27 protein-coding genes are annotated in these 25252 nt (G+C 71.2%); 8 read left to right on the forward strand and 19 right to left on the reverse strand.

Going from position 1 to position 25252, the window contains the following annotated elements:
• The 4 genes from ACWPOB_RS06340 to ACWPOB_RS06355 form a co-directional block, all read right to left on the reverse strand.
• Nucleotides 1-966: a carbohydrate ABC transporter permease gene (locus ACWPOB_RS06340; RefSeq protein WP_100057326.1), complete on the reverse strand. Its 966-nt coding sequence runs from the start codon at nucleotides 964-966 to the stop codon at nucleotides 1-3.
• Nucleotides 963-2297: an ABC transporter substrate-binding protein gene (locus ACWPOB_RS06345; RefSeq protein ID WP_455400267.1), complete on the reverse strand. Its 1335-nt coding sequence runs from the start codon at nucleotides 2295-2297 to the stop codon at nucleotides 963-965. The genes ACWPOB_RS06340 and ACWPOB_RS06345 overlap by 4 nt, the downstream gene beginning before the upstream one ends.
• Nucleotides 2298-2433: 136 nt before the next feature.
• Complete coding sequence (locus tag ACWPOB_RS06350; protein ID WP_003936099.1) at nucleotides 2434-2922, reverse strand: general stress protein; 489 nt, start codon at nucleotides 2920-2922, stop codon at nucleotides 2434-2436.
• Nucleotides 2923-3053: 131 nt separating this feature from the next.
• The gene (locus tag ACWPOB_RS06355; protein ID WP_029542478.1) at nucleotides 3054-4010 is read right to left on the reverse strand and encodes an HpcH/HpaI aldolase/citrate lyase family protein; all 957 of its coding nucleotides are present in this window, start codon (nucleotides 4008-4010) and stop codon (nucleotides 3054-3056) included.
• A gap of 58 nt (nucleotides 4011-4068) precedes the next feature.
• On the opposite strand from ACWPOB_RS06355, the gene ACWPOB_RS06360 reads away from it, so the two are divergent.
• From ACWPOB_RS06360 to ACWPOB_RS06380, 5 genes are all read left to right on the forward strand, one after another.
• A complete protein-coding gene (locus ACWPOB_RS06360; RefSeq protein WP_029542476.1) occupies nucleotides 4069-5343 on the forward strand; it encodes a magnesium transporter MgtE N-terminal domain-containing protein in 1275 nt (424 codons plus the stop codon).
• On the forward strand, nucleotides 5336-5863 hold the full coding sequence (locus tag ACWPOB_RS06365; RefSeq protein WP_006938782.1) for a DUF1003 domain-containing protein: 528 nt from the start codon (nucleotides 5336-5338) through the stop codon (nucleotides 5861-5863). Before ACWPOB_RS06360 ends, ACWPOB_RS06365 begins: the two co-directional genes overlap by 8 nt.
• Before the next feature lie 88 nt (nucleotides 5864-5951).
• Nucleotides 5952-6968 carry a hypothetical protein gene (locus ACWPOB_RS06370; RefSeq protein ID WP_455400268.1) on the forward strand — a complete coding sequence of 339 codons (1017 nt, stop codon included), beginning with the start codon at nucleotides 5952-5954 and terminating at the stop codon, nucleotides 6966-6968.
• Nucleotides 6969-7127: 159 nt separating this feature from the next.
• Nucleotides 7128-8006 carry a lytic murein transglycosylase gene (locus tag ACWPOB_RS06375; RefSeq protein ID WP_455400269.1) on the forward strand — a complete coding sequence of 293 codons (879 nt, stop codon included), beginning with the start codon at nucleotides 7128-7130 and terminating at the stop codon, nucleotides 8004-8006.
• Between the two features lie 25 nt (nucleotides 8007-8031).
• The gene (locus tag ACWPOB_RS06380; protein WP_455400270.1) at nucleotides 8032-9165 is read left to right on the forward strand and encodes an Mrp/NBP35 family ATP-binding protein; all 1134 of its coding nucleotides are present in this window, start codon (nucleotides 8032-8034) and stop codon (nucleotides 9163-9165) included.
• Nucleotides 9166-9235: 70 nt separating this feature from the next.
• On the opposite strand, the gene tatB is transcribed toward ACWPOB_RS06380, so the two are convergent.
• The 4 genes from tatB to sigE all read right to left on the reverse strand — a co-directional run bounded on the left by tatB (nucleotide 9236) and on the right by sigE (nucleotide 12339).
• A complete protein-coding gene (gene tatB / locus ACWPOB_RS06385; RefSeq protein WP_006938788.1) occupies nucleotides 9236-9616 on the reverse strand; it encodes a Sec-independent protein translocase protein TatB in 381 nt (126 codons plus the stop codon).
• A gap of 84 nt (nucleotides 9617-9700) precedes the next feature.
• Nucleotides 9701-11212, reverse strand: a complete 1512-nt coding sequence (locus ACWPOB_RS06390; RefSeq protein WP_455400336.1) for a trypsin-like peptidase domain-containing protein — start codon at nucleotides 11210-11212, stop codon at nucleotides 9701-9703.
• Between the two features lie 130 nt (nucleotides 11213-11342).
• Nucleotides 11343-11696, reverse strand: a complete 354-nt coding sequence (locus tag ACWPOB_RS06395) for a zf-HC2 domain-containing protein (protein ID WP_185713676.1) — start codon at nucleotides 11694-11696, stop codon at nucleotides 11343-11345.
• 16 nt (nucleotides 11697-11712) lie between these two features.
• A complete protein-coding gene (sigE, locus tag ACWPOB_RS06400; RefSeq protein WP_165042507.1) occupies nucleotides 11713-12339 on the reverse strand; it encodes an RNA polymerase sigma factor SigE in 627 nt (208 codons plus the stop codon).
• Nucleotides 12340-12582: 243 nt separating this feature from the next.
• Between sigE and ACWPOB_RS06405 the strand changes: the two genes are divergently transcribed.
• Entirely contained in the window at nucleotides 12583-13212 is a 630-nt protein-coding gene (locus tag ACWPOB_RS06405; RefSeq protein WP_100058241.1) for an O-methyltransferase, read from the forward strand.
• A gap of 19 nt (nucleotides 13213-13231) precedes the next feature.
• On the opposite strand, the gene glgC is transcribed toward ACWPOB_RS06405, so the two are convergent.
• Nucleotides 13232-14446 carry a glucose-1-phosphate adenylyltransferase gene (gene glgC / locus ACWPOB_RS06410; protein ID WP_037200697.1) on the reverse strand — a complete coding sequence of 405 codons (1215 nt, stop codon included), beginning with the start codon at nucleotides 14444-14446 and terminating at the stop codon, nucleotides 13232-13234.
• Nucleotides 14447-14533: 87 nt separating this feature from the next.
• Here glgC and glgA point away from each other — a divergent pair, with 87 nt between their 5' ends.
• Entirely contained in the window at nucleotides 14534-15709 is a 1176-nt protein-coding gene (glgA, locus tag ACWPOB_RS06415) for a glycogen synthase (RefSeq protein WP_455400271.1), read from the forward strand.
• A 10-nt stretch (nucleotides 15710-15719) separates the two neighbouring features.
• Here the strand turns inward: glgA and ACWPOB_RS06420 are convergent, their stop codons facing one another.
• The 10 genes from ACWPOB_RS06420 to dapE form a co-directional block, all read right to left on the reverse strand.
• The gene (locus ACWPOB_RS06420; protein WP_455400272.1) at nucleotides 15720-16571 is read right to left on the reverse strand and encodes a putative RNA methyltransferase; all 852 of its coding nucleotides are present in this window, start codon (nucleotides 16569-16571) and stop codon (nucleotides 15720-15722) included.
• A 112-nt stretch (nucleotides 16572-16683) separates the two neighbouring features.
• Nucleotides 16684-16851, reverse strand: a complete 168-nt coding sequence (locus tag ACWPOB_RS06425; RefSeq protein WP_003936084.1) for a DUF3117 domain-containing protein — start codon at nucleotides 16849-16851, stop codon at nucleotides 16684-16686.
• A 123-nt stretch (nucleotides 16852-16974) separates the two neighbouring features.
• Nucleotides 16975-17571: a DNA-3-methyladenine glycosylase I gene (locus ACWPOB_RS06430; RefSeq protein WP_455400273.1), complete on the reverse strand. Its 597-nt coding sequence runs from the start codon at nucleotides 17569-17571 to the stop codon at nucleotides 16975-16977.
• A gap of 2 nt (nucleotides 17572-17573) precedes the next feature.
• Complete coding sequence (locus tag ACWPOB_RS06435) at nucleotides 17574-17963, reverse strand: DivIVA domain-containing protein (protein ID WP_455400274.1); 390 nt, start codon at nucleotides 17961-17963, stop codon at nucleotides 17574-17576.
• A gap of 42 nt (nucleotides 17964-18005) precedes the next feature.
• Complete coding sequence (locus ACWPOB_RS06440) at nucleotides 18006-18923, reverse strand: glucosyl-3-phosphoglycerate synthase (RefSeq protein ID WP_029542464.1); 918 nt, start codon at nucleotides 18921-18923, stop codon at nucleotides 18006-18008.
• Nucleotides 18920-19801: a dihydropteroate synthase gene (folP, locus tag ACWPOB_RS06445; protein ID WP_100057723.1), complete on the reverse strand. Its 882-nt coding sequence runs from the start codon at nucleotides 19799-19801 to the stop codon at nucleotides 18920-18922. The genes ACWPOB_RS06440 and folP overlap by 4 nt, the downstream gene beginning before the upstream one ends.
• Nucleotides 19802-19860: 59 nt before the next feature.
• Complete coding sequence (locus ACWPOB_RS06450; RefSeq protein WP_100057722.1) at nucleotides 19861-21633, reverse strand: long-chain-acyl-CoA synthetase; 1773 nt, start codon at nucleotides 21631-21633, stop codon at nucleotides 19861-19863.
• Nucleotides 21634-21703: 70 nt separating this feature from the next.
• A complete protein-coding gene (locus ACWPOB_RS06455; protein ID WP_100057721.1) occupies nucleotides 21704-22291 on the reverse strand; it encodes a TIGR00730 family Rossman fold protein in 588 nt (195 codons plus the stop codon).
• Nucleotides 22285-23091 carry an LOG family protein gene (locus tag ACWPOB_RS06460; RefSeq protein WP_100057720.1) on the reverse strand — a complete coding sequence of 269 codons (807 nt, stop codon included), beginning with the start codon at nucleotides 23089-23091 and terminating at the stop codon, nucleotides 22285-22287. Before ACWPOB_RS06460 ends, ACWPOB_RS06455 begins: the two co-directional genes overlap by 7 nt.
• Nucleotides 23092-23147: 56 nt before the next feature.
• Complete coding sequence (gene dapE / locus ACWPOB_RS06465; protein WP_455400275.1) at nucleotides 23148-24224, reverse strand: succinyl-diaminopimelate desuccinylase; 1077 nt, start codon at nucleotides 24222-24224, stop codon at nucleotides 23148-23150.
• Nucleotides 24225-24297: 73 nt separating this feature from the next.
• Here dapE and dapD point away from each other — a divergent pair, with 73 nt between their 5' ends.
• The gene (gene dapD, locus ACWPOB_RS06470) at nucleotides 24298-25251 is read left to right on the forward strand and encodes a 2,3,4,5-tetrahydropyridine-2,6-dicarboxylate N-succinyltransferase (RefSeq protein WP_455400276.1); all 954 of its coding nucleotides are present in this window, start codon (nucleotides 24298-24300) and stop codon (nucleotides 25249-25251) included.
• The last annotated feature ends 1 nt before the right edge of the window (nucleotide 25252 follow it).

The raw sequence follows: 25252 nt of genomic DNA on the forward strand, positions 1-25252 counted from the left end.
TCACCGTTTCCCTTCCGGATCGGAGCCCGGTGCGGACGCCCCGAACAGCTTGATGAACACGAACGCGATGATGGCCACGCACAGGAAGATCAGGACGCTGATCGCGGACCCGATCCCGAGGTTGAACGCCTTGAACAGGTTGTCGTATCCGAGGATCGACACCGAGCCCGTGCCGTTGGATCCGCGCGTGAGGACGTAGATGTTGTCGAAGATGCGGAAGGCGTCGAGAGTGCGGAACAGCAGGGCCACCAGGATCGCCGGCTTCATCAGCGGCACGATGATCCTGGTCAGCCGCGTCCATGCGCCGGCGCCGTCGACCTGGGCGGCACGCAGCAGGTCGTCCGGGACGAGCGCCAGCCCGGCGAGCAGCAGCAGCGCCATGAACGGGGTGGTCTTCCACACCTCGGCGAGCACGATGATCGCCAGCGACGGAAGCTGCTGCGTCAGCGGGGCACTGCCCTCGGGCAGGAGGTTCGCGAGGTAACCGGTGCCCGGCGTCCACGCGTAGTACCAGCTGTAGGCCGCGGCGACGGTGACGATGCCGTACGGGATCAGCACCACGGTGCGGACGGTGCCCTTGCCGACGATGGTGCGGTGCATGATCAGCGCCAGTGTCAGGCCGAGGACGAACTCGATCGCCACCGACACGACGGTGATCCCGGCGGTCACGGCGAACGCCTGCCACCAGAACGTGTCGGTGAGGACCGACACATAGTTGGCCAGCCCGACGAACTCACGTTCGTCGGGGAACCGCAGGTCGTACCGTTGCAAACTCAGCCAGACCGCGTACCCCACCGGGTAGGCCGTGACGGCGAGCATCAGCAGCGCCGCGGGTGCGACGAGCCACAGCCCGAGCCGGCGTTCGGCCTTCTTCCCTTCGGAGAGAAGGGGTTTCTCGCGCCGGGACGGTGCGGTCCGGGCGCCCTCGGCCGGCGGGACGGGTCTGGTTGCGGGCGTGGTGGTCACGGGATCAGCCCTTCCGAATTGACCGCCTTGCGAACCTGTTCCGCGAGTTCGTCGACCGTGCGCGGCGGATCGATGCGGTCGACCGGGTTGAGCGTGGCGGTGATGAGCGTCGAAATACTCTGGTAGGCGGGCGAGACCGGGCGCACCGCCGCGTTCTCGAGGCTCGCGCGCACCTCCCGCCACACGGGATACGCCTGCTGGAACTCCGGGTCGTCGTAGAGCGAGGCGAGGGTGGGCGGAACGCCGCCGTCGACGGCGTTGTTGCGCTGGTTCTCCTCGTTGCGCAGGCACTGCATCGCCTCGAACGCCAGGTCGGGGTTCCGGGAGGTGCGGGCGACGGCGATGTTGAACCCGCCGATGGTGACCCGTGCGGGCGTGCCGGCGATCACCGCCGGGTAGGGCGCGGGGAGGAAGTTCTGCTCGCCGTTCACCGTCAGCACCGTGTTGCCGGTGTTCTCGTCGGTCACGTTGCCGTTGTCGTCGATGGAGGGCAGGAATCCCTTCTCGGCGTTCTCGAGGATGCCGGGGTAGACGAACGGCCAGTTCACCTGGAAGGCGGCCTTGCCGCTCTCCATGCCCAGGCGGGCGGCGGCCTCGTCGGACTGGTTCAGCGACGGGTCCGCACCGGGCGCCGTCGCCACACGCTTCATGATGTCGAGGGCCGTCACGGCAGCGTCACCGTCGGCCACGGTGACGGTGGTGCCGTCCTCGGCGACGACGGATCCGCCCGCGCTGGCGAGCAGGGTGTTGAACCACACCATCAGGCCCTCGTACTGGCGGGCCTGCACCCCGATCCAGCTGGGCCGGCCCTCGTCCGCGAGCCCGCTCGCGATGTCGATCATCTCGTCCCACGTCTGCGGCGGGCGGCCGCCGGGCATCAGGTCCTTGCGGTACCAGAGCAACTGGGTGTTCGTGTTCAGCGGAGCCGCGTACAGGGTGTCCTGCCACGTCGCCGAGGCCAGCGGCCCGGCGAGGGTGCCCTCGGACACCGAGGCCGCGACGTCCGGCGGCAGCGGCAGCGCCCATCCCGCCTCGGCGAACTCGGCGGTCCACACGACGTCGAGGGTCATCAGGTCCAGCGTGTCGTCCTCGCCGGTGAGCCGCCGCGCGAGCTGCAGCCGCTGGTCGTCGGCGCCCTTCGGCAGGGTGCGCTGCTCGATCGTGTACCTGCCGCCGGCGGCGGCGGTGCAGTTCGCCGCCGCGGCGGCGTACTGCTCCGCGCCGTCGGCGGCGGTGTAGAAACTCAGTACCGTCCCGCTGGACTCGCTGCCGCACGCCGCGACCGACGACAGCGCGAGCACCGCCGCGGCGCCCACCAGTCCGACCCTCACCGCCCGTCTCCGCACCGCAGCCTCCGCCCGTCGTCCAGCGCGACGGTGACTTCCGTCACACTTGGTGCGAACGTAACGCACCGGGCGCCGACGCGCGACCCAACTGCCGCCCGGATCGGAACTGTGATCGAACGGTTTACAACGCGAGCTTGGCGAGCAGGTCCCGGGCCCGTTCGGCGTTGCGCGGCGCGCACAGCACGTCGTAGCGGCCGGCCACCAACTGCATCGTCGACGAGAAATCACGCTGGCCGCGCGTCGCGGCGTACGGGATCGTCGTGGAGATCAGGCCGAAGACGATGCCGCCGACCATGCCGACGAGCAGGGGGCCGAGGAAGTCGGTCGAGAAGATCCCGAGCAGCAGGCCGAAGAACAGACCGAGCCAGGCGCCGGAGGCGATGCCGCCCCCGATCACCTTCGCCCACGTCAACCGGCCGGTGACCCGCTCGACCTGCATGAGGTCGACGCCCACGATGGTCACGTCCTCGACCGGGAAGGACTGGTCCGAGAGGTGATCGACGGCCCGCTGCGCCTCGGCGTAGGTGGTGTACGAACCGACCGGCCAGCCGCTCGGCGGAGTCGGCAGGCCCGGCGTGGCGCGTCCCGGCTGCCCGAGGGGGTTGGTCATCTTCGGCTCCTTCTCGTGACTGCGCGCCCCGATCCGGCGCACCTGTCCATTCTGCCCGTGTGCGCCTTCGGCGCCGGTGCGTCCTTTGGGTTGTTCCCGCCGCCCGAAGGACGCACCGGCGGCGCAGCCGCCTACTGCGGCGGCTCGAACTTCGTGGTGCGGGTCATCCCGGCCGCCCGGCCCTTCGCGGAGATCACCAGCGCCATCTTGCGGCTGGCCTCGTCGATCATCTCGTCCCCGAGCATCGCGGCGCCGCGCGCGCCGCCGGCCGCGGAGGTGTGCCACTCGTAGGCGTCGAGGATCATCTCGGCCTTGTCGTAGTCCTCCTGCCGCGGACTGAAGACCTCGTTCGCGGCGTCGATCTGGCTGGGGTGCAGCACCCACTTGCCGTCGAAGCCGAGGGCCGCGGTCCGCTGCGCCGAGCGCCGGAACGCCTCGACGTCGCGGATCTGCAGGTACGGCCCGTCGATCGCCTGCAGGCCGTGGGCCCGGGCCGCCATGAGGATGGTCATGAGGATGTGGTGGTAGGCGTCGCCGCGGTCGTAGCCGTCGGGCTGCTCACCGACGACGAGGGTGCGCATGTTGATGCTCGCCATGAAGTCGGCCGGGCCGAACACCAGGGTCCGGACGCGCGGGCTCGCCGTGGCGATCGCGTTGATGTTGGTCAACCCGAGTGCGTCCTCGATCTGCGGTTCGATGCCGATGCGGCCCACCTCGAGCCCGTGGGCCTTCTCCACCTGGGTCAGCAGCAGATCGAGCGCCTGCACGTGGCTCGCGTCGGGGACCTTCGGCAGCAGGATCGCGTCGAGGTGCGCGCCGGCGCCGCCCACCACGGTGGCGACGTCGAGGTAGGTGGCGTCGGTCGTCCAGTCGTTGACCCGCACCACCTTCAGCTGCTCGCCCCATCCGTCCTCGTTCAGGGCCTCGACGATCGTCGTGCGGGCCTGCTCCTTCGCCAGCGGGGAGACGGCGTCCTCGAGGTCGAGGAAGACCTCGTCGGCGGCGAGGCCCTTGGCCTTGTCGATCATCTTGCGGCTGCTGCCGGGAACGGCGAGCACGGACCTCCGGGGCCTGAAGTCGAACGACATGGGCTGGGCAGACCTCCGTGTTCCGAAATCGACGACCGCACGTTCTAGCCTGACCATCATGGCAGCAGTGAGCAAGGTATTCGCGGCGAGGCTCGCCGGTCTGGTGGTCCTGGGGCCCGACGGCGAGTCGATCGGCCGGGTGCGCGACGTCGTGCTCACCATCCGGATCGGCCGGCAGCAGCCCCGGGTGCTCGGCCTGGTCGTCGAACTGCCAACGCGCAAGCGAATATTCGTGCCGATGCTGCGGGTGACGGCGATCGAGCCGGGCGCCGTCACCCTGAACACCGGCAACGTGAGCCTGCGCCGGTTCACGCAGCGGCCGACCGAGGTGCTGGCGCTCGCGCAGGTGCTCGATTCGAAGGTCCGGGTCGACGATCCCGAGCTGGGCGAGCTCGCGGGCGTGGACGTGGTCGTCGTCGACCTCGGCATCGAACTGACCCGCACCCGGGACTGGCTGGTCTCGCGGGTGGCCGTGCGCGCGCACCGCGGCCGGCTGGGCCGGCGGTCCGCGATCCACGTCGTGGACTGGCAGCACGTGCACGGTCTGACCTACACCAACCTCGGGATGCCCGGCCAGGGCGTCTCGCAGCTGCTGCTGCAGTTCGAGGACATGCGCGCCGCCGACGTCGCGAACGCGCTCCGCGAGCTGCCGGAGAAGCGCCGGCACGAGGTGGCGGTCGCGCTGGACGACGAGCGGCTCGCCGACGTCGTGCAGGAGCTGCCCACCGACGACCAGACCGATCTGCTGATGCACCTCGAGGTGGAACGCGCCGCGGACCTGCTCGAGGCGATGGATCCCGACGACGCCGCGGATCTGCTCGGTGAGCTGCCCGACTCGGAGGCCGAGTCGCTGCTCCGCCTGATGGATCCGGAGGATTCGGAGCCGGTGCGGCGGTTGCTTGAGCACTCCCCCGACACCGCCGGCGGCCTGATGACCCCCGAGCCGGTGGTGCTCACCCCGGCGACGACGGTGGCCGAGGCGCTGGCCCGGGTCCGCGACCCGGACCTCACGCCGGCGCTCGCGTCGATGGTGTTCGTCGTGCGGCCGCCCACCGCGACCCCGACGGGCAAGTATCTGGGCTGCGTGCACCTGCAGCAGCTGCTCCGGGAGCCGCCGGCCGGCCTGGTGGGCGGGATCGTCGACAACGACCTGCCGCGACTGGACCCGGACGACTCGCTCACCGCGGTCACCCGGTACTTCGCAACTTACAACCTGGTGTGCGGGCCCGTGCTGGACGACGAGGGGCACCTGCTCGGTGCCGTGACGGTCGACGACGTGCTCGACCACCTGCTGCCCGAGGACTGGCGCGAGGAGGAGGCCGACGATGAGTGACCGTTCCGCCGTGGCCCGGCAGCGCCTCGACACCCCCCGCACCGGCCGCTTCCGGGTCAACTTCGACGTCGAGGCCGTCGGGCGCGTCAGCGAGTCGATCGCCCGGTTCCTCGGCACCGGACGCTATCTGGCCATCCAGACCGTCGTGGTGATCGTGTGGATCCTGCTCAACGTCTTCGCCGTCGCGCTGCAGTGGGACCCGTACCCGTTCATCCTGCTGAACCTCGCGTTCTCCACGCAGGCCGCGTACGCCGCGCCGCTGATCCTGCTCGCCCAGAACCGGCAGGAGAACCGGGACCGGGTCTCCCTCGAGGTGGACCGGGCCCGCGCCGCCCAGACCAAGGCGGACACCGAGTTCCTCGCGCGTGAGCTGGCGGCGCTGCGGCTGGCCGTCGGCGAGGTGGCCACCCGCGACTATCTGCGCCGCGAACTCGACGATCTGCGCGCACTGCTGATCGAGCCGGAGGAGGAGGACACGGCAACGACGACGGCCGGTAAACCGCGCCCTCCCCGCCGCTGAGACGTGACTCGCTGTAACGTTCATCACAGCCGGTCGATGGTGTCGGTGGGGTAACGGTCCGCGACGAGTAGGTCTGTGGGGTGATGGCGTGCGCTGGCAGGGTCTGATCGCGGTGCCGGTGGTGCTCGGCGCGGGGTTCGCGGCGGTCGCGTCGTCGCCGGCGACGGTGGCCGCGACGGAGAACACGGAGCCGGTCGCCGTGACGGCGGCGGACGGCAGCACCGGGATCGGGGTGCTGCCGGCGGATCCGGCGACGACGCGGCCCGTGCGCGGAGCCGCGAGCACGGCTCCCGATCCCGCCGCGGACCTACCGCCCGCGGTCACGGTCGCTCCCGGACAGCCGTCACCCGTGATGGCCGGTGAGGGCCCCCTGGCGATCCCCGAACTGGTGCTCTACGCGTACCGGGCGGCCGAGATGCAGCTAGCGATCAGCGAGCCCGGGTGCGCGCTGCCGTGGCATCTGCTCGCGGCGATCGGGCGGATCACCTCGCAGCACGCCGATTCGGGACGCACCGACGTGCTCGGCACGCTCACCACCGCGCGCGTGGCCCCGGGGACCGGCAGGCTCGGGCCGATGCAGCTGCCCCCGGCGGTGTGGTCGCAGTTCTCGGCGGACGGCAACGCGGATGGCGCCGCCGACCCGCAGAACGTTTTCGACGCCACCCTGGCGGCCGGCACCTGGTTGTGCTCGGACGACGCTCGCCTCGCCGAGCCCGACGCCCGCGCCCGGGCAGCGGCCAGGTTCGACCCGTCGCCCGAGTTCGTCTCCAATGTGCAGGCCTGGTCGGCCGCCTACGAGAAGGGCGCCGCGGTCTCGCCGGGGATCGTCGTCCCACCCCCCATGCCGTCGGTCGCGCCGGCCGTTCCGGCCCCGCCGAACACCGTCGACGTCGCCGAGACCGTCCCGGCTCCCGTCGCCGGGACCACCGGTGCGCCCCCGCCGGGACCGAACCCCGATCCCGCGGTCGAGCCGGACCCCGCCCCCGCGCCGGCTGTCGGGGCACCGCCGGCCGCGCCGGCTGTCGAGACACCGCCGGCCGCGCCGGTGCTGCCGCCGCTGCCGTGTCTCGTCCCGGCGCTGTGCCCGGCGCCGCCCGTGCCCTGATCCGGTCACGACTCGATCTCCCCGTAACCCCTCGCTGCCACCGTATGCCCAGCTCAGCGCGTTACATCACGTTAGGGTAACGGAAAGGCATCGCTTCATGTATGGTCGATACCGCCATGTAACGAAAGCGTCTCGGGGTAGGCGCCCAGGAGGTATCGAGTGGGCCGGCACAGAAAGCCTTCGGAGTCCAAGCTTCGCCGCAATTCGGTCATCGCCCTCACCGGACTGGTTCCGGTCGGCGTGGTCGCCGCCGCCACCAGCGCCGGTGCGAGCCCGAAGACCCTGTTCGGCGTCCAGGACACCGAAGCGGTGGCCGAGCCCGTGACCGCCGCGGCCGAGACCACCTACGTCGCCGACGGGGTCTCCCGCGACGTCGCCGCCGCAGCCGCCCTCATGACCGCCCCGGAGCCTACCGCGGAACCCGCGGCGGCCCCCGCGCCCGCCCCGGAGCCCACCCCCGCCGCCCCGGCCCCGCTGCAGCCCGGCCCCCTCGGGATCCCCGGCATCAACTTCGCCGCCTACCAGAACGCCGAGCGGATCCTCGCCGCCGAGAAGCCCGGCTGCAACATGTACTGGACGCTGCTCGCCGGCATCGGCCAGGTCGAGTCCGGCCACGCCAAGGGCGGCAAGGCCGACGACAAGGGCAACCTCCTCGAACCCGTGATCGGCCTGCCCCTCGACGGTAGCCTGCGCGGCCAGGCCGTCATCCGTGACACCGACGGCGGCGCCCTGGACGGCGACACCGTCTACGACCGGGCGGTCGGCCCCATGCAGTTCATCCCGTCTACGTGGAAGCTCTACGCCGGCGACGGCGACGGCGACGGCGACGCCGACCCGCAGAACCTGTACGACTCCACCCTCACCACCGCCAAGTACCTGTGCGACGGCGGAAACAACATGCACGACATCGCGCAGGCCACCAAGGCCATCCATCGCTACAACAACTCCATGGCATACGTTGCCAACGTGCTCGCCTGGTCGGCCGCCTATTCGACCGGTGTCACCCCCAGCGCGGCGGACCTGCCGCGCATCCACTGATCGGGCGCCACCTACGATTGATGCCATGGCAGTCAGCGAGTCCGACGTTCGCAGCGCCCTGGCGCGGGTCCAGGATCCCGAGATCCGCAAACCCATCACCGAGCTCGGCATGGTCAAGAGCATCGAGATCGGCGGCGACGGCAGCGTCGACGTCGGCATCTACCTGACCACCGCCGGCTGTCCGCTGCGCACCGAGATCACAGACCGCGTCACCAAGGCCGTCGCCGACGTCGCCGGGGTCTCCGCCGTGCGCGTCGAGCTCGACGTCATGACCGACGAGCAGCGCACCGAGCTGCGCAAGTCGCTGCGCGGCGACTCCACCGAGCCGGTCATCCCCTTCGCCCAGCCCGGCTCGCTCACCCGCGTCTACGCGGTGGCCTCCGGCAAGGGCGGGGTCGGCAAGTCCTCCGTCACGGTCAACCTCGCCGCCGCGATGGCCGCGCGGGGCCTGTCCGTCGGCGTGCTCGACGCCGACATCTACGGCCATTCCATCCCGCGGATGCTCGGCACCGATGCCAAGCCCACCCAGGTGGAGCGGATGATCATGCCGCCCATCGCGCACGACGTGAAGATGATCTCCATCGCCCAGTTCACCCAGGGCAACACGCCCGTGGTCTGGCGCGGACCGATGCTGCACCGTGCGCTGCAGCAGTTCCTCGCCGACGTGTTCTGGGGCGATCTGGACGTGCTGCTGCTCGACCTGCCGCCCGGCACCGGCGACGTGGCGATCTCCGTCGCGCAGCTGATCCCGGGCGCCGAGATCCTCGTCGTCACCACGCCGCAGCAGGCGGCCGCGGAGGTCGCCGAACGGGCCGGCTCCATCGCGCTGCAGACCCGCCAGCGCATCGTCGGCGTCGTGGAGAACATGTCGTGGCTCGAACTGCCCGACGGTACCCGGATGGACGTGTTCGGCACGGGCGGCGGTCAGGCCGTCTCCGAGCGGCTCACCCGCGCCGTCGGCGCGACCGTCCCGCTGCTGGGCCAGATCCCGCTCGATCCGGCGGTGCGCGAGGCCGGCGACGCCGGCACCCCGATCGTTCTCAGTGCCCCCGACTCGCCTGCGGGTACGGCGCTGCGCGAGATCGCCGAGAAGCTCGCCGTGCGTCGCCGCGGCCTGGCCGGCATGTCGCTGGGGATCGACACCACCCGCCACCTGTAGGCGCCTGCGGCGCCGGTGTGCCCTTTGGGTTGCTCCCACCGCCCGAAGGACACACCGGCCGCGCAGCGGCCTACGTCGCGTCGGAGTCGATGGGGGGCTTCTCCCCGGCTGCCAGCGGCGGCGGGACGGGCTTGCTCACCGGCTTGGTGCCGGGCTTGTCGAAGTTGCCGGTGAGCAGCGAGTCGTCGCCGTCCAGCAGGTGCTTGGTGATGACCGCCTTGGGCGTCATGCCACGCAGCTCGTTGAGCTCGGACAGGGGTTGACGCAGGTCGTCGAACTCGGGGCCCAGCTCCTCCTTCAGCTGCTCCTTCGCGCCGGACGCGTAGTCGCGGACCTGCCGCAGCGACTTGGTCACCCACGACACCGCGCCGGGCAGCCGCTCGGGGCCGAGGACCACGAGCGCCGCGACGAGGAGGACCATGAATTCGCCCCAACCGATGTTGCCGAACACCGCTCCAGGGTACGTGGTGCCGCGCCGTTCGCAGCCCGGAGGACCCAGGTCACAGCGAATTCCCAGCGAACAGGAAGCCGACGGTCAGTCGGACTGCGGGGTCACCTGCACGTCCACGAGACGGCCCGAGCGGACCAGCTGCACCGTCACCGGGTCGCCGATCTTCTGGGCGTGGACCGCGACGACCAGCTCGTCCGCGCTGGTGACCTCGCGGTCCCCGACCTTGACGATCACGTCGCCCTCGACGATTCCGGCCTGCTGCGCGGGGCTGCCCTCCTGCACGTTGGCCACCTCGGCGCCGCTGGCGACGTCGTTGACGACGCTGCGGGCGTTGACGCCGATCTCCGGGTGACGCATCGCGCCGGTGCGGATCAGTTCCTGGGTGACGGCGGTGACGTCGTCGATGGGAATGGCGAACCCGAGACCGACGGAACCGCCGGTCTCGGTCTTGATCGCCGAGTTGATGCCGATGACGCGGCCCTCGGCGTCGACGAGCGGGCCGCCGGAGTTGCCGGGGTTGATGGAGGCGTCGGTTTGCACCGCGTCGATCACGGCGTCGGTGTCGGTGCCCTGACCGCCCAGGCGCATCGGCCGGTTGAGGGCGCTGACGATGCCGCGGGTGACGGTCTTGCTCAACCCGAGCGGCGACCCCACGGCGATGACGTCCTCACCGACCTGCACGTCCCCGGAACGGCCCAGTTCGGCGACCGTGAGGTTGTCCACGTCGACGGAGAGCACGGCCAGGTCGGTCTTGATGTCGCGCCCGACGATCTGTGCGGGCACCTTGGTGCCGTCGTTGAAGGTGACCTGGATCTTCGCGTCCGAACCGGTCGCGGCCATCGAGATCACGTGGTTGTTGGTGACGATGTATCCGGCGCCGTCGATCACGACACCCGACCCGGTGCCGGACTCGTCGCCGACGGTGACCTGGATGGAGACGACGGCGGGCAGCACCGCGTCGGCCACGCGGGCCACCTGCCCGGTCGGCAGGTCGCCGTCCTGCTCCACCTGGGCCAGCGTCACGCTGCGGCTGGTGAGGGAGCCGGTGTCGGACGTGATCAGCGCGACGACGAGACCGCCGATCATGCCGATGGTCAGCGCGACCGCCGCCAGCGTCGCGAGGGCGCGGGTCTCGATCCGACCGCCGAAGAGGACTTCCCGCAGCGTGAGCTTCGGGGCGGGCGGCAGCGGGCGCTCGTCGCGGGCCTGCGCGGGCGCGCCCAGGCGCACGTTCGTCGTGGGGTCGCGCCACGGGTCGGGCTCGGGGCCGTCCGCATCGGTCTCGGCGTCCGGATCGGCGGGAGGCCGCTGCAGGATCTCGGAGGTGCCCATGGGTCGGCCGAACGCCTCGGCCAGCACCGGATCCGCGGGCGCACCGTGGCCGACCCGCGGCTCCGCGGCCCGTTCCTCGGCGGACCGGCCGAACGAGCCGGCCGTACCGGCCGGCCGGCCGAATACGCTGCTGGCGGCGGCGTCGACGTCCGGGCGATAGACCGGGCGGGGCTGCAGGCGCGGGGCGTCGGCGCGGTGCGACACGCCCGGCTCGGGAGCGCCGTCCGTGTCCGACGTCGAGGCGGCCCGACGCTCGGACTCCACTGATTCCGCTGTCACGCGTGCCCGTCTCCCCCGTGTCCGTCAGTCACGGTGCCCAGTATCACCGATGGCACCGGTGTCACCGCCACCGACCGTCGCGGGCCGATCACGGCGCGGAAGGACGCGAGCACCGTCAACGGCGCCAACGGATCGGCCAGCGCCGCCCGGCGGGCCAGGACTGGTCGGCTGCCAGCACTCCCCCGAAGCCGGGCGCGGACAGGTCCTGGTGGTGCTGCGGGATGTCGGCGAGGGCACCCAGGAGGGAACTCGGCATCGGGGGCGGCGCCATCCGGGCGGCGTCGCGCAACGCGCGACGGGCCTGCTGCTGGGCCTCGACCTCCGTGGCGCACTCCGGGCACACGGCCAGGTGCTCGGCCGCCCGGAGATACGCGTTCATCCGCAGTTCGCCGTCCACGTACGCTGCCACAGCCTCACTCGCCAGGTGCTCCGTGGAACCGAACCGGCGGGTCGGGTGTGCCCTCGTCATGAAACCCTCCTGGCGGCTACCCCGCATCGACTCGACCGACTTCGACCTTCCCATGCTCGCGCAGGTGCTCACGCAGCGCCTGCCGTCCGCGATGGATGCGGCTGCGCACCGTGCCGAGCTTGACTCCCAGTGTGGCACCGATTTCCTCGTAGGACAGGCCTTCGATGTCACACAGGACGACAGCAGCACGATAGTCCGGCGCCAGCGAGTCCAGGGCCGACTGCAGGTCGGCGCCGAGCCGGGCGTCGTGGTAGATCTGCTCGGGGTCGGGGCCCTCGGAGGGCACGCGGTCGTAGTCCTCGGGCAGCGCCTCCATGCGGATGCGGTTGCGGCGCCGGACCATGTCGAGGAACAGGTTGGTGGTGATGCGGTGCAACCAGCCCTCGAAGGTGCCCGGCTGGTAGTTCTGCAGCGAGCGGAAGACCCGGATGAACGTGTCCTGAGTGAGGTCCTCGGCGTCCTGCGCGTTTCCGGACAAGCGGTAGGCGAGCCGGTACACCCGGTCGCCGTGTTCGCGCACCAGCTCGTCCCACGACGGCATCACCGCACGGTCACCGGTGGCGTCGAACACTGCCGTGCCGGTGAGCTCGACGTCGGCCGTGGGCTCGACGTCGGGGCTGGGGAGCTGGGGGGAATCGGCCATGTGGATCGCTGGATCCTCCTCTTCGGGACCGCTGATCGTGGGTGTCGGTGTCTTCGTCCAACACCCGAGGGCGCCGGCTTGTTCCCGGCCCCCGATCGCGCTGTCGGTGCGGTCTGATGTGGTACCTACACCCTCACGCACGGTGATGTGGTGCCGATATGAGCAACCTGAGCATCGCCTGAGAATCCGCCCGCCGTGCGCGCCTGCCTGCGACCGGCCCCCGGCGACGATAACCTCACTGGGGTGCACACGAATGCCGAACGGATACTGGCCCACGTCGAGAACGTCACCGAGGACGAGAACCTCGCCCTGGCGCGTGAGCGTGCCCTCGATCTCGGCGCAGATCCGATCCCGGCAGCAGTGGGCGCGGCCCTGGCGATGTTCACCCGCATGCTCGACGCACGGACGGTAGTCGAGGTCGGCACCGGCGCCGGCGTCAGCGGACTGTGGCTGTTGCGGGGCCTGCGCGAGGACGGCGTCCTCACCACCATCGACAGCGAGCCCGAGCATCAGCGTGCCGCCAAGACCGCGTTCCGGGAGGCGGGCGTCGCGGCCTCCCGTACCCGGCTGATCAACGGGCGCGCGCTGGACGTGCTGCCGCGGCTGGCCGACTCGGCATACGACCTGGTGTTCGTCGACGCCACCCCCGCCGATCATCCGCACTACGTCCGCGAGGGCGTGCGGCTGTTGCGACCGGGCGGGATCATCGTGCTGCACAACGCGCTGCTCTGCGGCCGGGTCGCGGACCCGGGCGAGCGTGACTCCGCCGTCCTCGCCGTCCGAGAGGCGACGCGGGCCGTGCTGACCGACGAGCGTCTCGCGCCGGTGCTGCTGCCGGTGGGCGACGGGCTGCTCTGCGCCGCCAAGCTCTAGCCCCCGGCGCACGCCCCGATCAGATCCACACGCCCTTGCCGATGGCGACGACGCCGCCGCTGCTGACGGCGAAGCGCTGCCGGTCGCGTTCGAGGTCCACGCCGATGATCTCGCCGTCGCCGACGACGACGTTCTTGTCGAGGATCGCGCGCCGCACGACCGCGCCCTTGCCGATGCGCACGCCCGGCATCAGGACACTGCCCTCGACGGTGGCGCCGTCCTCGATCATGACGTTGGAGCTGAGCACCGAGTTGCGGACGGTGGCGGCCGACAGAATGCTGCCCGATCCGACGATCGACTCCTGCGCGAGACCGCCCTGGACGAACTTCGCCGGGGGCCACATCTCGGACGCGCCGCGGATCGGCCAGCGCCGGTTGTAGAGGTTGAAGATCGGGTGCACCGACACCAGGTCCATGTGCGCGTCGTAGAACGCGTCGAGGGTTCCGACGTCGCGCCAGTAGCCACGGTCGCGTTCGGTGGCGCCCGGCACGACGTTGTCGTTGAAGTCGTAGACGTGCGCGGCGCCCTGTGCGACGAGGGCGGGGATGATGTCGCCGCCCATGTCGTGGTCCGAGTCCGGGTTCTCGGAGTCTGCCCGCAGCGCCTCCACCAGCACCTTGGTGGTGAAGACGTAGTTGCCCATCGAGGCGAAGGTGACGTTGGGATCGTCCGGGGTGCCGGGCGGGTGCGCGGGCTTTTCGAGGAACTGGGTGATGCGGCCCTGCTCGTCGGTGTCGATGCAACCGAACGCGAACGCCTCGCTGCGGGGTACCCGGATGCCGGCGACGGTCACGCCCGCGCCGGACTCGATGTGCTGGCTCACCATCTGCTCGGGGTCCATCCGGTAGACGTGGTCGGCGCCGAACACCACGATGTACTCCGGATCCTCGTCGTAGACGAGGTTGAGCGACTGGAGGATGGCGTCGGCGCTGCCGGTGTACCAGCGCGGCCCGAGCCGCTGCTGCGCCGGCACCGGAGTGATGTACTCGCCGGTGAAGCCCGACAGGCGCCACGTCTGGGAGATGTGCCGGTCCAGCGAATGGGACTTGTACTGGGTCAGCACGCAGATCCGCAGGAAACCGGCGTTGACCAGGTTGCTCAGTACGAAGTCGATCAGTCGGTAGGCACCGCCGAACGGTACCGCCGGTTTCGCGCGGTCCGCCGTCAGCGGATACAGGCGTTTGCCCTCGCCGCCGGCGAGCACGATTCCAAGCACATGGGGCTGGCTCCTCACACAGTCAACCTATCCGTCACCCCCCTCCGCCGCCAGCGAAGAGGCCCATCGGTGGCCGGAACGTCACGCGCCGGATAGTTTGATCCGGTGCGGGTGGCAATGATGACGCGGGAGTACCCGCCGGAGGTCTACGGTGGTGCCGGCGTGCACGTCACCGAACTGGTTGCGCAGTTGCGCCGGCTGTGCGAAGTCGACGTGCACTGCATGGGAGCGCCCCGCGAGGGCGCCTTCGTCCACGGCCCCGACCCCGAACTGGCGGGCGCCAACCCGGCGCTGACGACGCTGTCCGCCGAGCTGCGGATGGCGCACGCCGCGAGCGGCGCCGGCGTCGTCCACTCCCACACCTGGTACACCGGCCTCGCGGGGCATCTCGCCGCCGAGCTGTACGACGTGCCGCACGTGCTGACGGCACATTCGCTCGAACCGCGCCGGCCGTGGAAGGCCGAGCAGCTGGGCGGCGGCTACCGCGTCTCCTCGTGGTCCGAACGCAACGCGGTCGAGCACGCCGACGCGGTCATCGCGGTCAGCGCAGGGATGCGCCTCGACGTGCTGGACGCATATCCGTTCGTCGACCCGGCCCGTGTGCACGTGGTGCGCAACGGCATCGACACCGGGGTGTGGCACCCGGGCCCGGCCGAGCCGGGAGAGCCGTCCGCGCTGGAAAAGATCGGGGTGGACCCCGATCGGCCGATCGTCGCGTTCGTCGGGCGCATCACGCGCCAGAAGGGCGTCGGGCACCTCATCGCCGCCGCCCACGACGTGGACCCCGGGATCCAGCTGGTGCTGTGCGCCGGCGCGCCGGACACCCCGGAGATCGCCGCCGAGACCGAGCAGGCGGTGGCCGAACTCGAGCGCCGGCGCGGCAACGTCTTCTGGGTCCGCGAGATGCTTCCCACCGAATCGGTCCGTGAAATCCTCTCCGCGGCATCAGTTTTCGTGTGCCCGTCGGTGTACGAGCCGCTGGGCATCGTGAACCTCGAGGCGATGGCCTGCGAGACCGCCGTCGTCGCGTCGGACGTCGGTGGCATCCCCGAGGTCGTCGAGGACGGGGTCACCGGCCGGCTCGTGCACTACAACTCCTACGAGCCGCGGGCGTACGAGCAGGCGCTGGCCGCGGCTATCAACGAGGTTGCCGGCGACGCCGCCCTGGCCACGGAGATGGGCCGGGCCGGACGGGTGCGGGCCATCGCGGAGTTCTCCTGGGCGCAGATCGCGCGGCAGACCCTCGCGGTGTACCAGGAGGTCGCCGCCGCGCGGCACTGAGCGTCCCGGCTCAGTGCGTCTCGCGCCGTTCCCACACGGTGACCGTCACCGAGGCGGTCACCGGGAACGGCTCCGGCAGCCCCGCGACCAGCTCCGCCAGCCGCTCGGCGGTCAGGTGGTGCCCCGAGGGCCCCATGCCGGCCAGCTGTCCGAGTGCCGGACGGTCGAGCTCCAGGGTGAACTGCACGTCGGCGCGGTCGACCCGCTCGAACGCGCCGGACAGGGCCGCCCCGAGCCGCTCGGTCTTGCGCTCGTCCACCTGGACCATGCCGGGCAGGGCCACCAGTTCGCGCAGGTGCGACGAGGTGGGGGCCGCGACGACGAGCACACCGCCCGGCGCGAGGACCCGGTGCGTCTCGGCGGCGTTGCGCGGCGCGAAGACGGACAGCACGTGGCTGAGGACGCCGCTGCGGATCGGCAACTGCCGCCATACGTCGGCGAGCACGGCCCCGACGCGGGGATGGCTGCGGGCGATGCGCCGGACCGCGGGCTTGGACACGTCGAGCCCGATGCCGCGGCTGCCCGGCAGCGCGTCGAGCACCGCCGCGAGATACCGCCCGGTGCCCGCGCCCACCTCGAGGACGCGGGCGGTGCCGTCGCCACCGGGACGATCGGCACAGACGCGGGCGACGGCGTCGCGCAGCGGATCGTAGTGTCCCGCCTCGAGGAAGTCCGCCCGCGCGGCGATCATCTCCGCGGTGTCGCCGGTGAACCGCGTCGCGGCCCCGGTGAGGAGGCTGACATATCCCTGGCGGGCGACGTCGAAGCTGTGCCCGGCCTCGCACAGCAGCACGCCGTCGTCGAGGTCGAGTCCCCGCTCGCACTGCGGGCAGGCGAGCAGATCGATCACCGCGTCGAGCACGGGCAGTCCTTCCGAGAAACGAAGAGCACCGGAGTGCGAACAGCAACGGGCCCCGCGCACCGTGGAGCGCGGGGCCCGGAGAACCCGGCGAATCGTCGCCGGTTGCCGACACCTAGCTGGTGACGCCCTTGAGCTCTTCGCCGAGCGCTGCAGCTTCCTCCGGCGTGAGTTCGACGACCAGACGTCCGCCACCCTCGAGTGGAACCCTCATGACGATTCCTCGTCCCTCTTTGGTTGCTTCGAGGGGACCGTCCCCGGTCCGGGGCTTCATGGCCGCCATCCTCTGCTCCCTCCAAATCTGCGCTCGACTCTTGCGCGCGTGGGTTACCGTGGGGGCCTCGTCGGAATTCGACGAGGCTCGCCACATCATTCTTCCCTATCCGGCCGACCGCCGGGTAGCTGACTATGCCCTAATGTGGCCGGAAGCTGGTCGAACGTCCGTCTCGACCCAGCAGTCGGCGAGGTGATCGTCGACCATGCCGGTGGCCTGCATGAGCGCATACGCCGTGGTAGGACCGACGAACGCGAAGCCGCGCCGCTTCAGTTCGCGGGCCATCGCCGTCGACTCCGGTGTCACCGCCGGTACCTCCGCCACGGAGCGGAACCGCCGGGCGCGCCGCGCCGGCGCGAACGACCACAGCAGCGCGTCGAGGTCCGTGCCGTCCAGGTCGAGCACCGCCCGGGCGTTGGCGACCACCGCCTCGACCTTGCGCCGGTTCCGGACGATGCCGGCGTCGCCGAGCAGGCGAGCGACGTCGTCGTCCGTGTAGCCGGCGACCACCTCGACGTCGAACCCCGCGAACGCCGACCGGAACGCCTCCCGCTTGCGCAGGATCGTCAGCCACGACAGCCCCGACTGGAACGCCTCGAGGGCAAGGCGCTCGAACAGCTCGTCGCGCCCGTGCAGCTCGCGGCCCCACTCCTCGTCGTGGTAGTCCCGGTACAGCGTGGACCCCGGCGGATCCACCGCCCACGGACAGCGCACCAGGTCCTCGTCCATCGCTACTCCCCCCTGTCCGAGCGGTCCCCTGCGGCCTCTGCCGCAACGGATGCGTCGGCCTGCCCCACCGCGGCGTCCCCACCGTCGCCGCCGGGCGTGCCCCGCTCGGCGTTCTCGTACGCGGCGAGCCTGGCCCGCAGGTCGTCGATCTCGTGCGAGAGCCGGTCGAGCGCCCAGTCCACCTCGGCGGTCTTGTAGCCCCGCAGCACCTGCTGGAAACGCAGATCCCGGACGTCCGCGCCGGTCACGGCGGTGACCGGCAGGGCCGTTGCGGTGGTGCCCGGCGGGATCGGCGCCAGGGTCTCCCCGCGGCCGAACACCGCGCTCGCCACGAGGAACAGCACCGTGCCGACGACCACCATGACGAGCAGGTAGAGCAGAACCGTCAGCATGTACCGATCTTGGCACGGGCCACCGACAGGGCGCCCAGGGCGTCAGGCGACGGTGGCGGCCGGGGGCCGGTCCGCGAGGCTGACCTCCGTGGTGACGGGGACGAACGCGTCGCCGTCCACCAGGAACTGGGTCAGGCCGGCTCCCGAGTCGGGGATCCCACAGCGGGCGAGCATGGTGCCGACGATCTGCCGGCTCATCACCCCCAGCTCCCCGAGCGGCCGGTTCCGGTGCTTGCGCACGCCGAGGTTGACCTGGGCGATCGCGCCGATCCCGAGCCGGTCGTAGGTGTCGAGCAGCAGCCCGATCTCGACGCCGTAGCCGGGCGCGAACGGTACCGCCGACAGCAGTTCCCGGGTACCGGCGTACTCGCCGCCCAGCGGCTGCAGCACGCACGTCAGCTCCGGCCGCAGCGCCGCGAGCAGCGGCCGCGCCACCAGTTCGGTGACCCGCCCCCCGCCGTTGGCCTCCTCGGCGCCGCTGACCCGGAGCGGGCGGCGGTAATAGCCCTTGACCAGGTGGATTCCGTCGCCGGTGAGCAACGGTCCGAGCAGCTTGGGGACGAACGCCGGATCGGGGTCGAGCAGGTCCGAATCCACGAATGCGATGAGATCACCGGTGGTGGCCGCGACGGAGCGCCACAGCACCTCCCCCTTGCCGGGCACCGGGGCGAGGCCCGGCACCGCCTCCTCCCGGGAGAGCACGCGGGCGCCGGCGCTGCGGGCCCGCTCCGCCGTGCGGTCGGTGGACCCCGAGTCCAGCACGATCAGCTCGTCGACCAGCCCGCCGAGCAGCGGATGGATGGTGTCCACCACCCCCGCGACGGTCGTCTCCTCGTTGAGCGCGGGCAGCACCACCGACACGGTTCGGCCCCGCTTCGCGCGTTCGAGTTCGGCGATGCTCCATCCGGGTTCGTCCCAGCTGTTCGCCTCGGCCCACGGCCGGGTCATCGCGGTGCTCATGCCAGCCCCCTGACGGTGCGCGCCGGGGGCCGCGTGCCGGCGACGGCCGCCACCATGTCGACCACGCGACGGGTCGCCGCCACCTCGTGCACCCGAAACATGCGCGCGCCTGCCGCGGCCGCAAGTGCTGTCGCTGCCAATGTGCCCTCCAACCGGTCGGCGAGTTCCACGCCCAGAGTCTCCCCGATGAAGTCCTTGTTGCTCAGCGCCATGAGCACGGGCCACCCGGTATTTACGAGAACGTCCACGCGCCGCAACAACTCGAGGCCGTGGAAGGTGTTCTTGCCGAAATCGTGGGTCGGATCGATGAGGATGGAGTCGCCGGGCACCCCGGCCTTCGCGGCCCGCTCGGCCGCGGCGACGATCTCGCGCGTCACCTCGGCGACGACGTCGGTGTAGCGCACGCGGTGCGGCCGGGTGCGCGGTACCGCGCCCCCGGTGTGCGAGCAGACGATGCCCGCACCGAGTTCGGCCGCGACGGTCACCAGTTCCGGATCGGCACCCGCCCACGTGTCGTTGATCAGATCCGCCCCCTCCGCCACCGCGCGCCGCGCGACGTCGCTGCGCCAGGTGTCGACGCTGATCAGCAGCCCGGGGTGGCGGGCCCGGATCGCCGCGACGAACGGCACCACCCGCCGGGTCTCCTCCGCCGCGTCGACCACCTCGCCGGGGCCGGCCTTCACGCCGCCGATGTCGACGAGGTCCGCGCCCTCGGCCACGGCCCGATCCACGGCCGCCATCGCAGCGTCGTCGGTGAAGGTCGCGCCCCGGTCGTAGAACGAGTCCGGGGTGCGATTGACGATCGCCATCACCAGGGCCCGGTCGGTGGCGACCGGGCGGCCGCAGAGGGTCGGCGAGACGGTGACGGAGGCGGTCATGATTTCCATCCTGGCACGCACCCGCGGGCGGGCCCGGGCAGGAACCGGCCCAGCGGGAGTCAGCCCGCCGGCAGTTCGCCCCCGGCGACGGCCTCGACGTAGCCGTCGTACGCGGGCCGGTAGCCCTCCTCCGGCCCGGTGAGCACGTACACCGTGTCGTCGCCGGTGTCGGCGTAGCCCTGCTTGCGCAGGTCCACCTTGCGGCTCTTGAACGTCGAGGTGTGCTCGAGTTCGTCGACGACACGGACGAACAGCGGCACCGCGTACGACGGCAGCGCCCGGTACAGCTGCGCCGCGAGCGCGGTGCCGTCGAACTCGGCACCGTCGTGGAGCGTGATCGCGGCCATGCCGGCCCGGCCGTCGGTGCCGGGGATCTCGACCCCGTACACCACCGCCTGCGAGATCGACTCGTTCGCCGACACGGCCGCCTCGACCTCGGTGGTGGCGACGTTCTCGCCCTTCCACCGGAAGGTGTCGCCGAGGCGGTCGACGAACGCGACGTGCATGAAGCCCTGGCTGCGGACGAGGTCGCCGGTGTCGAACCAGGTGTCGCCGTCCTCGAAGCCGTCGCGCACGAGTTTGGACTCGCTCGCCTCGGGATCGGTGTAACCGTCGAACGGGGCGCGGTCGGTGACCTTCGCCAGCAGCAGGCCCACCTCGCCGCGGCCGACCCGGCGCAGCCGGCCGTCCGGTCCGCGGAGCGCCTTGCCGGTCTCGTGGTCGTAGTCGACCACTGCGTACGGCAGCGGGCAGACACCCGCGGTGCGCGGCTGGTTGAGGGCGTTGACGAACGCGATGTTGCACTCGCTGGCGCCGTAGAACTCGGCGACGCGGGCGATGCCGAACCGCTGGGTGAACTCGGTCCAGATCTCGGAGCGCAGTCCGTTGCCCACCATCAACCGGATGCTGTGGTCGCGGTCGTCCGGCGACGGTGGCTGGTTGAGCAGGTAGCGGCAGATCTCCCCGATGTAGACGAATGCCGTCGCGCCGTTGCGCTTCGCGTCGGCCCAGAAACCGGTGGCGGAGAACTTGCGGCCGAGCGCAAAGGTGGCACCGGCGGCGAGCACCGACGACAGCGAGACGGTGAGGGCGTTGTTGTGGTACAGCGGCAGGCAGCAGTACAGGGTGTCGTCGCGGCGCAGCCGGACCCCCAGGCTGCCCAGGCCCGACATGGACTTCAGCCACCGGAAATGGGTCATCCGGCTGGCCTTGGGCATGCCGGTGGTGCCCGAGGTGAAGATGAAGAAGGCTGTCTCCTTCGCCTGCAGGCGGTCGGTGACGGCGGGGTTCGCGGAGTCCGCGGCGACGGCGAGGTCATCGAGTTCGCCGACGCGCAGCATCTTTCCGGCCGGCGGCGCCCCGTCGAGGGACTCCAGGGCCTCCTCGCACTCCTCCCCGACCACGAGTACCCGGCTGTCGAGCAGGCCGAGACTGTGCGCGAGCACCTCGCCGCGCTGATGGTGATTGAGCATGCCGGCCGCGGCACCGAGCTTGACCGTGGCGAGCGCGACGAGCAACGCCTCCGGACGGTTCTTCATCAGCACGCCGACGACGTCGCCGGTGCGCACACCCTGCGCGGTGAGCACGGCGGCGTAGCGGTTGACCTGGGCGTTGGCGTCGCCGTAGCTGAGCGCGTCGCCCTCGAATCGCAGGAACGGCCGGTCCGGGTTCCGCTCCGCGAGGCGCTGGAACACCGACCCGATCGTCTCGCGCGCGTCCGGCCGCCGGATGAGACCCCGCGCGCCGCGCAGCAGGCTCGGTGCGTCGGGGAGCATTCGCGGAAGCTGGGTGGCGAGACCCACCAGGGAGATCGTCGAGCCGGACTCGGTCATGGCATCCTCGGTAACTGGCGGACAGGAACTTACTGCAGAGTAAGCAACCTCGGCGCGAAGCGGAAGCCCCTCACCCGGCGCAGCGGTCGAGGGCCTCGTCGATATCGCCGGTGACCTGCAGGCCGTCGAGCGCGTGGCGGTTGACGAAGCCGGTCGGCACCATCGCCTCGAGCCAATCCAGCAGCCCCCGGTAGTGCCCCACCGGGTCGAGCAGCACCACCGGCTTGGCGTGCATGCCCAGATAGCCGGCCGTCCACGTCTCGAACAATTCCTCGAGGGTGCCGATCCCGCCGGGCAGCGTGAGGAACGCGTCGGCGCGCTCCTCCATCACCTGCTTCCGCTGGCGCATCGTGTCCGTGACGATCAGCTCGTCGGCGTCGACGTCGGCGACCTCGCGGTGCACCAGCGCCTTGGGGATCACACCGACGGTGTGCCCGCCGGCGGCGCGCGTCGCCTGGGCGAGCGCACCCATCATCGACACGTTGCCGCCGCCGGAGACGAGCTGCCAGCCGCGCCGTCCGATGGCGGTCCCCACCGCCGCCGCGAGCTCGAGGTAGGACTCGTCGACCGGCCCGGAGGCGCAGTACACGCACACCGCCCGCGCCTCGACGGTGCGCTCGCCGCCGATGCCCTCGAACGGATGGAAACCGCTCACCACGGCCCGCCCCCTCCGTACAGCGCCGACTCGTCCTGCCCGCGATGGGCGTCGACGACGATCTGCACCGCCTCCTCGACACTGTCGGTCAGGTACAGCAGATCGAGGTCACTCGCCGAGATCCGTCCCTCGCCGACCATCGCGTGCCGGATCCATTCGAGCAGCCCCGCCCAGTAGTGGGTGCCCAGCAGCACGATGGGGAACCGGGTGATCTTGTGGGTCTGGACCAGCGTGAGCGCCTCGAACAGCTCGTCGAGCGTGCCGAAACCGCCGGGCAGGCAGACGAAGGCCTGGGAGTACTTCACGAACATCGTCTTGCGGGCGAAGAAGTAACGGAAGTTCAGTCCGAGGTCGACCCACTCGTTGAGGGCCTGCTCGAACGGCAGCTCGATGCCCAATCCGACGGAGAACCCGCCCGACTCGCTCGCGCCCCGGTTGGCCGCCTCCATCGCCCCCGGCCCGCCGCCGGTGACAACCGCATAGCCCGCCGCCGCCAACGCTGCCCCGAGGGCACGGCCGGTGACGTACTCGGGGTGGTCGACGGGGGTGCGGGCCGAGCCGAACACCGCCACCGCGCGCGGCACCTCCGCGAGCGCACCGAAACCCTCCACGAACTCGCTCTGGATGCGCAGCACCCGCCACGGATCGGTGTGCACCCAGTCGGAGGGGCCCCGCCGATCCAGCAGGCGCTGGTCCATCGTCGTGGTCTCGGTCGCCCGGTCCCGGCGCAACTGGACGGGACCGCGGTGCACCACATCGGCACTCGAACGGTCGCGGGATCCGGGGTCGGTGTCGCGCGCCATGCGCCCAGATTAGGGGATGCCGCCGGGCCGCCCCGGCCGATGCCCCGCATCGTGCGTCAGGCGGCCAGATACCTCCGCAGCGTGCCGACGACCTCCGTGATCTGCTTCACGGGCACGTGCTCGTCGCGCTTGTGCGCGAGGTTCGGATCGCCGGGACCGTAATTGACCGCCGGGATCCCCAGTGCCGCGAAGCGCGCGACGTCCGTCCATCCGTACTTGGCCCGGAACCGGCCGCCGGCCGCGGCGACGAGGTCCGCGGCGGCGGGGTGGGCCAGGCCGGGCAGCGCGCCGGGCGAGCTGTCGGTGAGCTCGAGGGTGACGTCGAGACCGTCGAGCACCTCCCGCACGTGCGCGAGAGCCTGCTCGACGGTGCGGTCGGGCGCGAACCGGAAGTTGACGTCGAGGTCCGCGGCGTCGGGCACCACGTTGCCGGCGACGCCGCCGGCAATCCGTACCGCGGAGAGGCCCTCGCGGTAGACGCAGCCGTCGATGTCCACCGACCGCGGTTCGTAGGCCGCGAGCCGCTCCAGCACCGGGGCCAGCCGGTGGATCGCGTTGTCCCCCAGCCAGGACCGCGCCGAATGCGCGCGCATCCCGGTCGCCGCGATCCGCACCCGCAGGGTGCCCTGGCAGCCCGCCTCGATCTGCCCGGCCGTCGGCTCGCCGAGGATCGCCACGTCGGCGTCCAGCCAGTCCCGCAGGTCCCGCTCGATGCGGCCGAGACCGTTGTAGGCCGCGGCGATCTCCTCGCAGTCGTAGAAGACCAGCGTCAGATCGTGCGCCGGGTCCGCGATGGTGGCGGCCAGGTGCAGGAACACCGCGTCGCCCGACTTCATGTCGGCCGTGCCGCAGCCGTACAGCAGCTCCCCGTCGCGCCGCGACGGCACGTTGTCCGCTATGGGCACGGTGTCGAGGTGCCCGGCCAGCAGCACCCGGCTCGGCCGGCCGAGCCGGGTCCGCGCGAGGACCGCGTTGCCGCTGCGGACGATCTCGAAGCCGGTGGTCTGCTCGCGCAGCGCCTGTTCGACGGAGTCGGCGATCACCGCCTCGTCCTGCGAGACACTGGGGATGTCGACCAGCGCAGCGGTCAGCTCGATCGGATCGGCGTGCAGGTCCAGGCGCGGTGCAGACATGCAAGAACAATACGTGGATCGATTTCCCAGGCCGCCGGTGCGAACGACGACGCCTCGCGTACGCTTCACGACCGTGAGTGCACAGGGAGCATCAGCAGTAGGCATCGCCAACATCGCGGCGGACGGCACCGTTCTCGACACCTGGTACCCGGCCCCCACGCTGGGCGAATACAGCGAAACGGGCACGTCCCGGCTCGAGGGCACGGACATCCCGTCGGACTTCGCGCTGCTCGTCGGCGCCGACGAGGCGCGCGAGGTCAACCAGGTCGCGGTCCGCACGACGATCGCCGACCTGTCCCAGCCCCCGGCCGACGCGCACGACGCCTACCTGCGGCTGCACCTGCTGTCGCACCGCCTCGTCCGGCCACACGACGCCAACCTCGACGGCGTGTTCGGCCTGCTCGCCAACGTCGTGTGGACCAATTACGGCCCGTGCGCCGTCGACAACTTCGAACTGGTGCGCTCGCGTCTGCGCATCCGTGGCCCCGTGACCGTGTACGGCGTCGACAAGTTCCCCCGCATGGTCGACTACGTCGTGCCGTCCGGGGTGCGCATCGCCGATGCCGACCGTGTCCGCCTCGGCGCGCACCTGGCCGCCGGCACCACCGTCATGCACGAGGGCTTCGTGAACTTCAACGCGGGCACGCTCGGCAACTCGATGGTCGAGGGCCGCATCTCCGCCGGCGTCGTCGTCGACGACGGCTCCGACATCGGTGGTGGCGCGTCGATCATGGGCACCCTGTCCGGCGGCGGCAAGGAGGTCATCGCCATCGGCAAGCGCTGCCTGCTCGGCGCCAATGCCGGTGTCGGCATCTCCCTCGGCGACGACTGCATTGTCGAGGCCGGCCTGTACGTCACCGCCGGCACCAAGGTCAGCGGCCCCGACGGCACCGTCGTCAAGGCCAAGGACCTCAACGGCCGTTCCAACCTGATGCTGCGCCGCAACTCGGTCAGCGGCGCCGTCGAGGTGGTTCCCACCAAGGGCACCGGCGTCGAACTGAATGCGGCGTTGCACGCCAACGACTGAC

The sequence above is a fragment of the Rhodococcus sp. 2H158 genome (assembly GCF_053764755.1).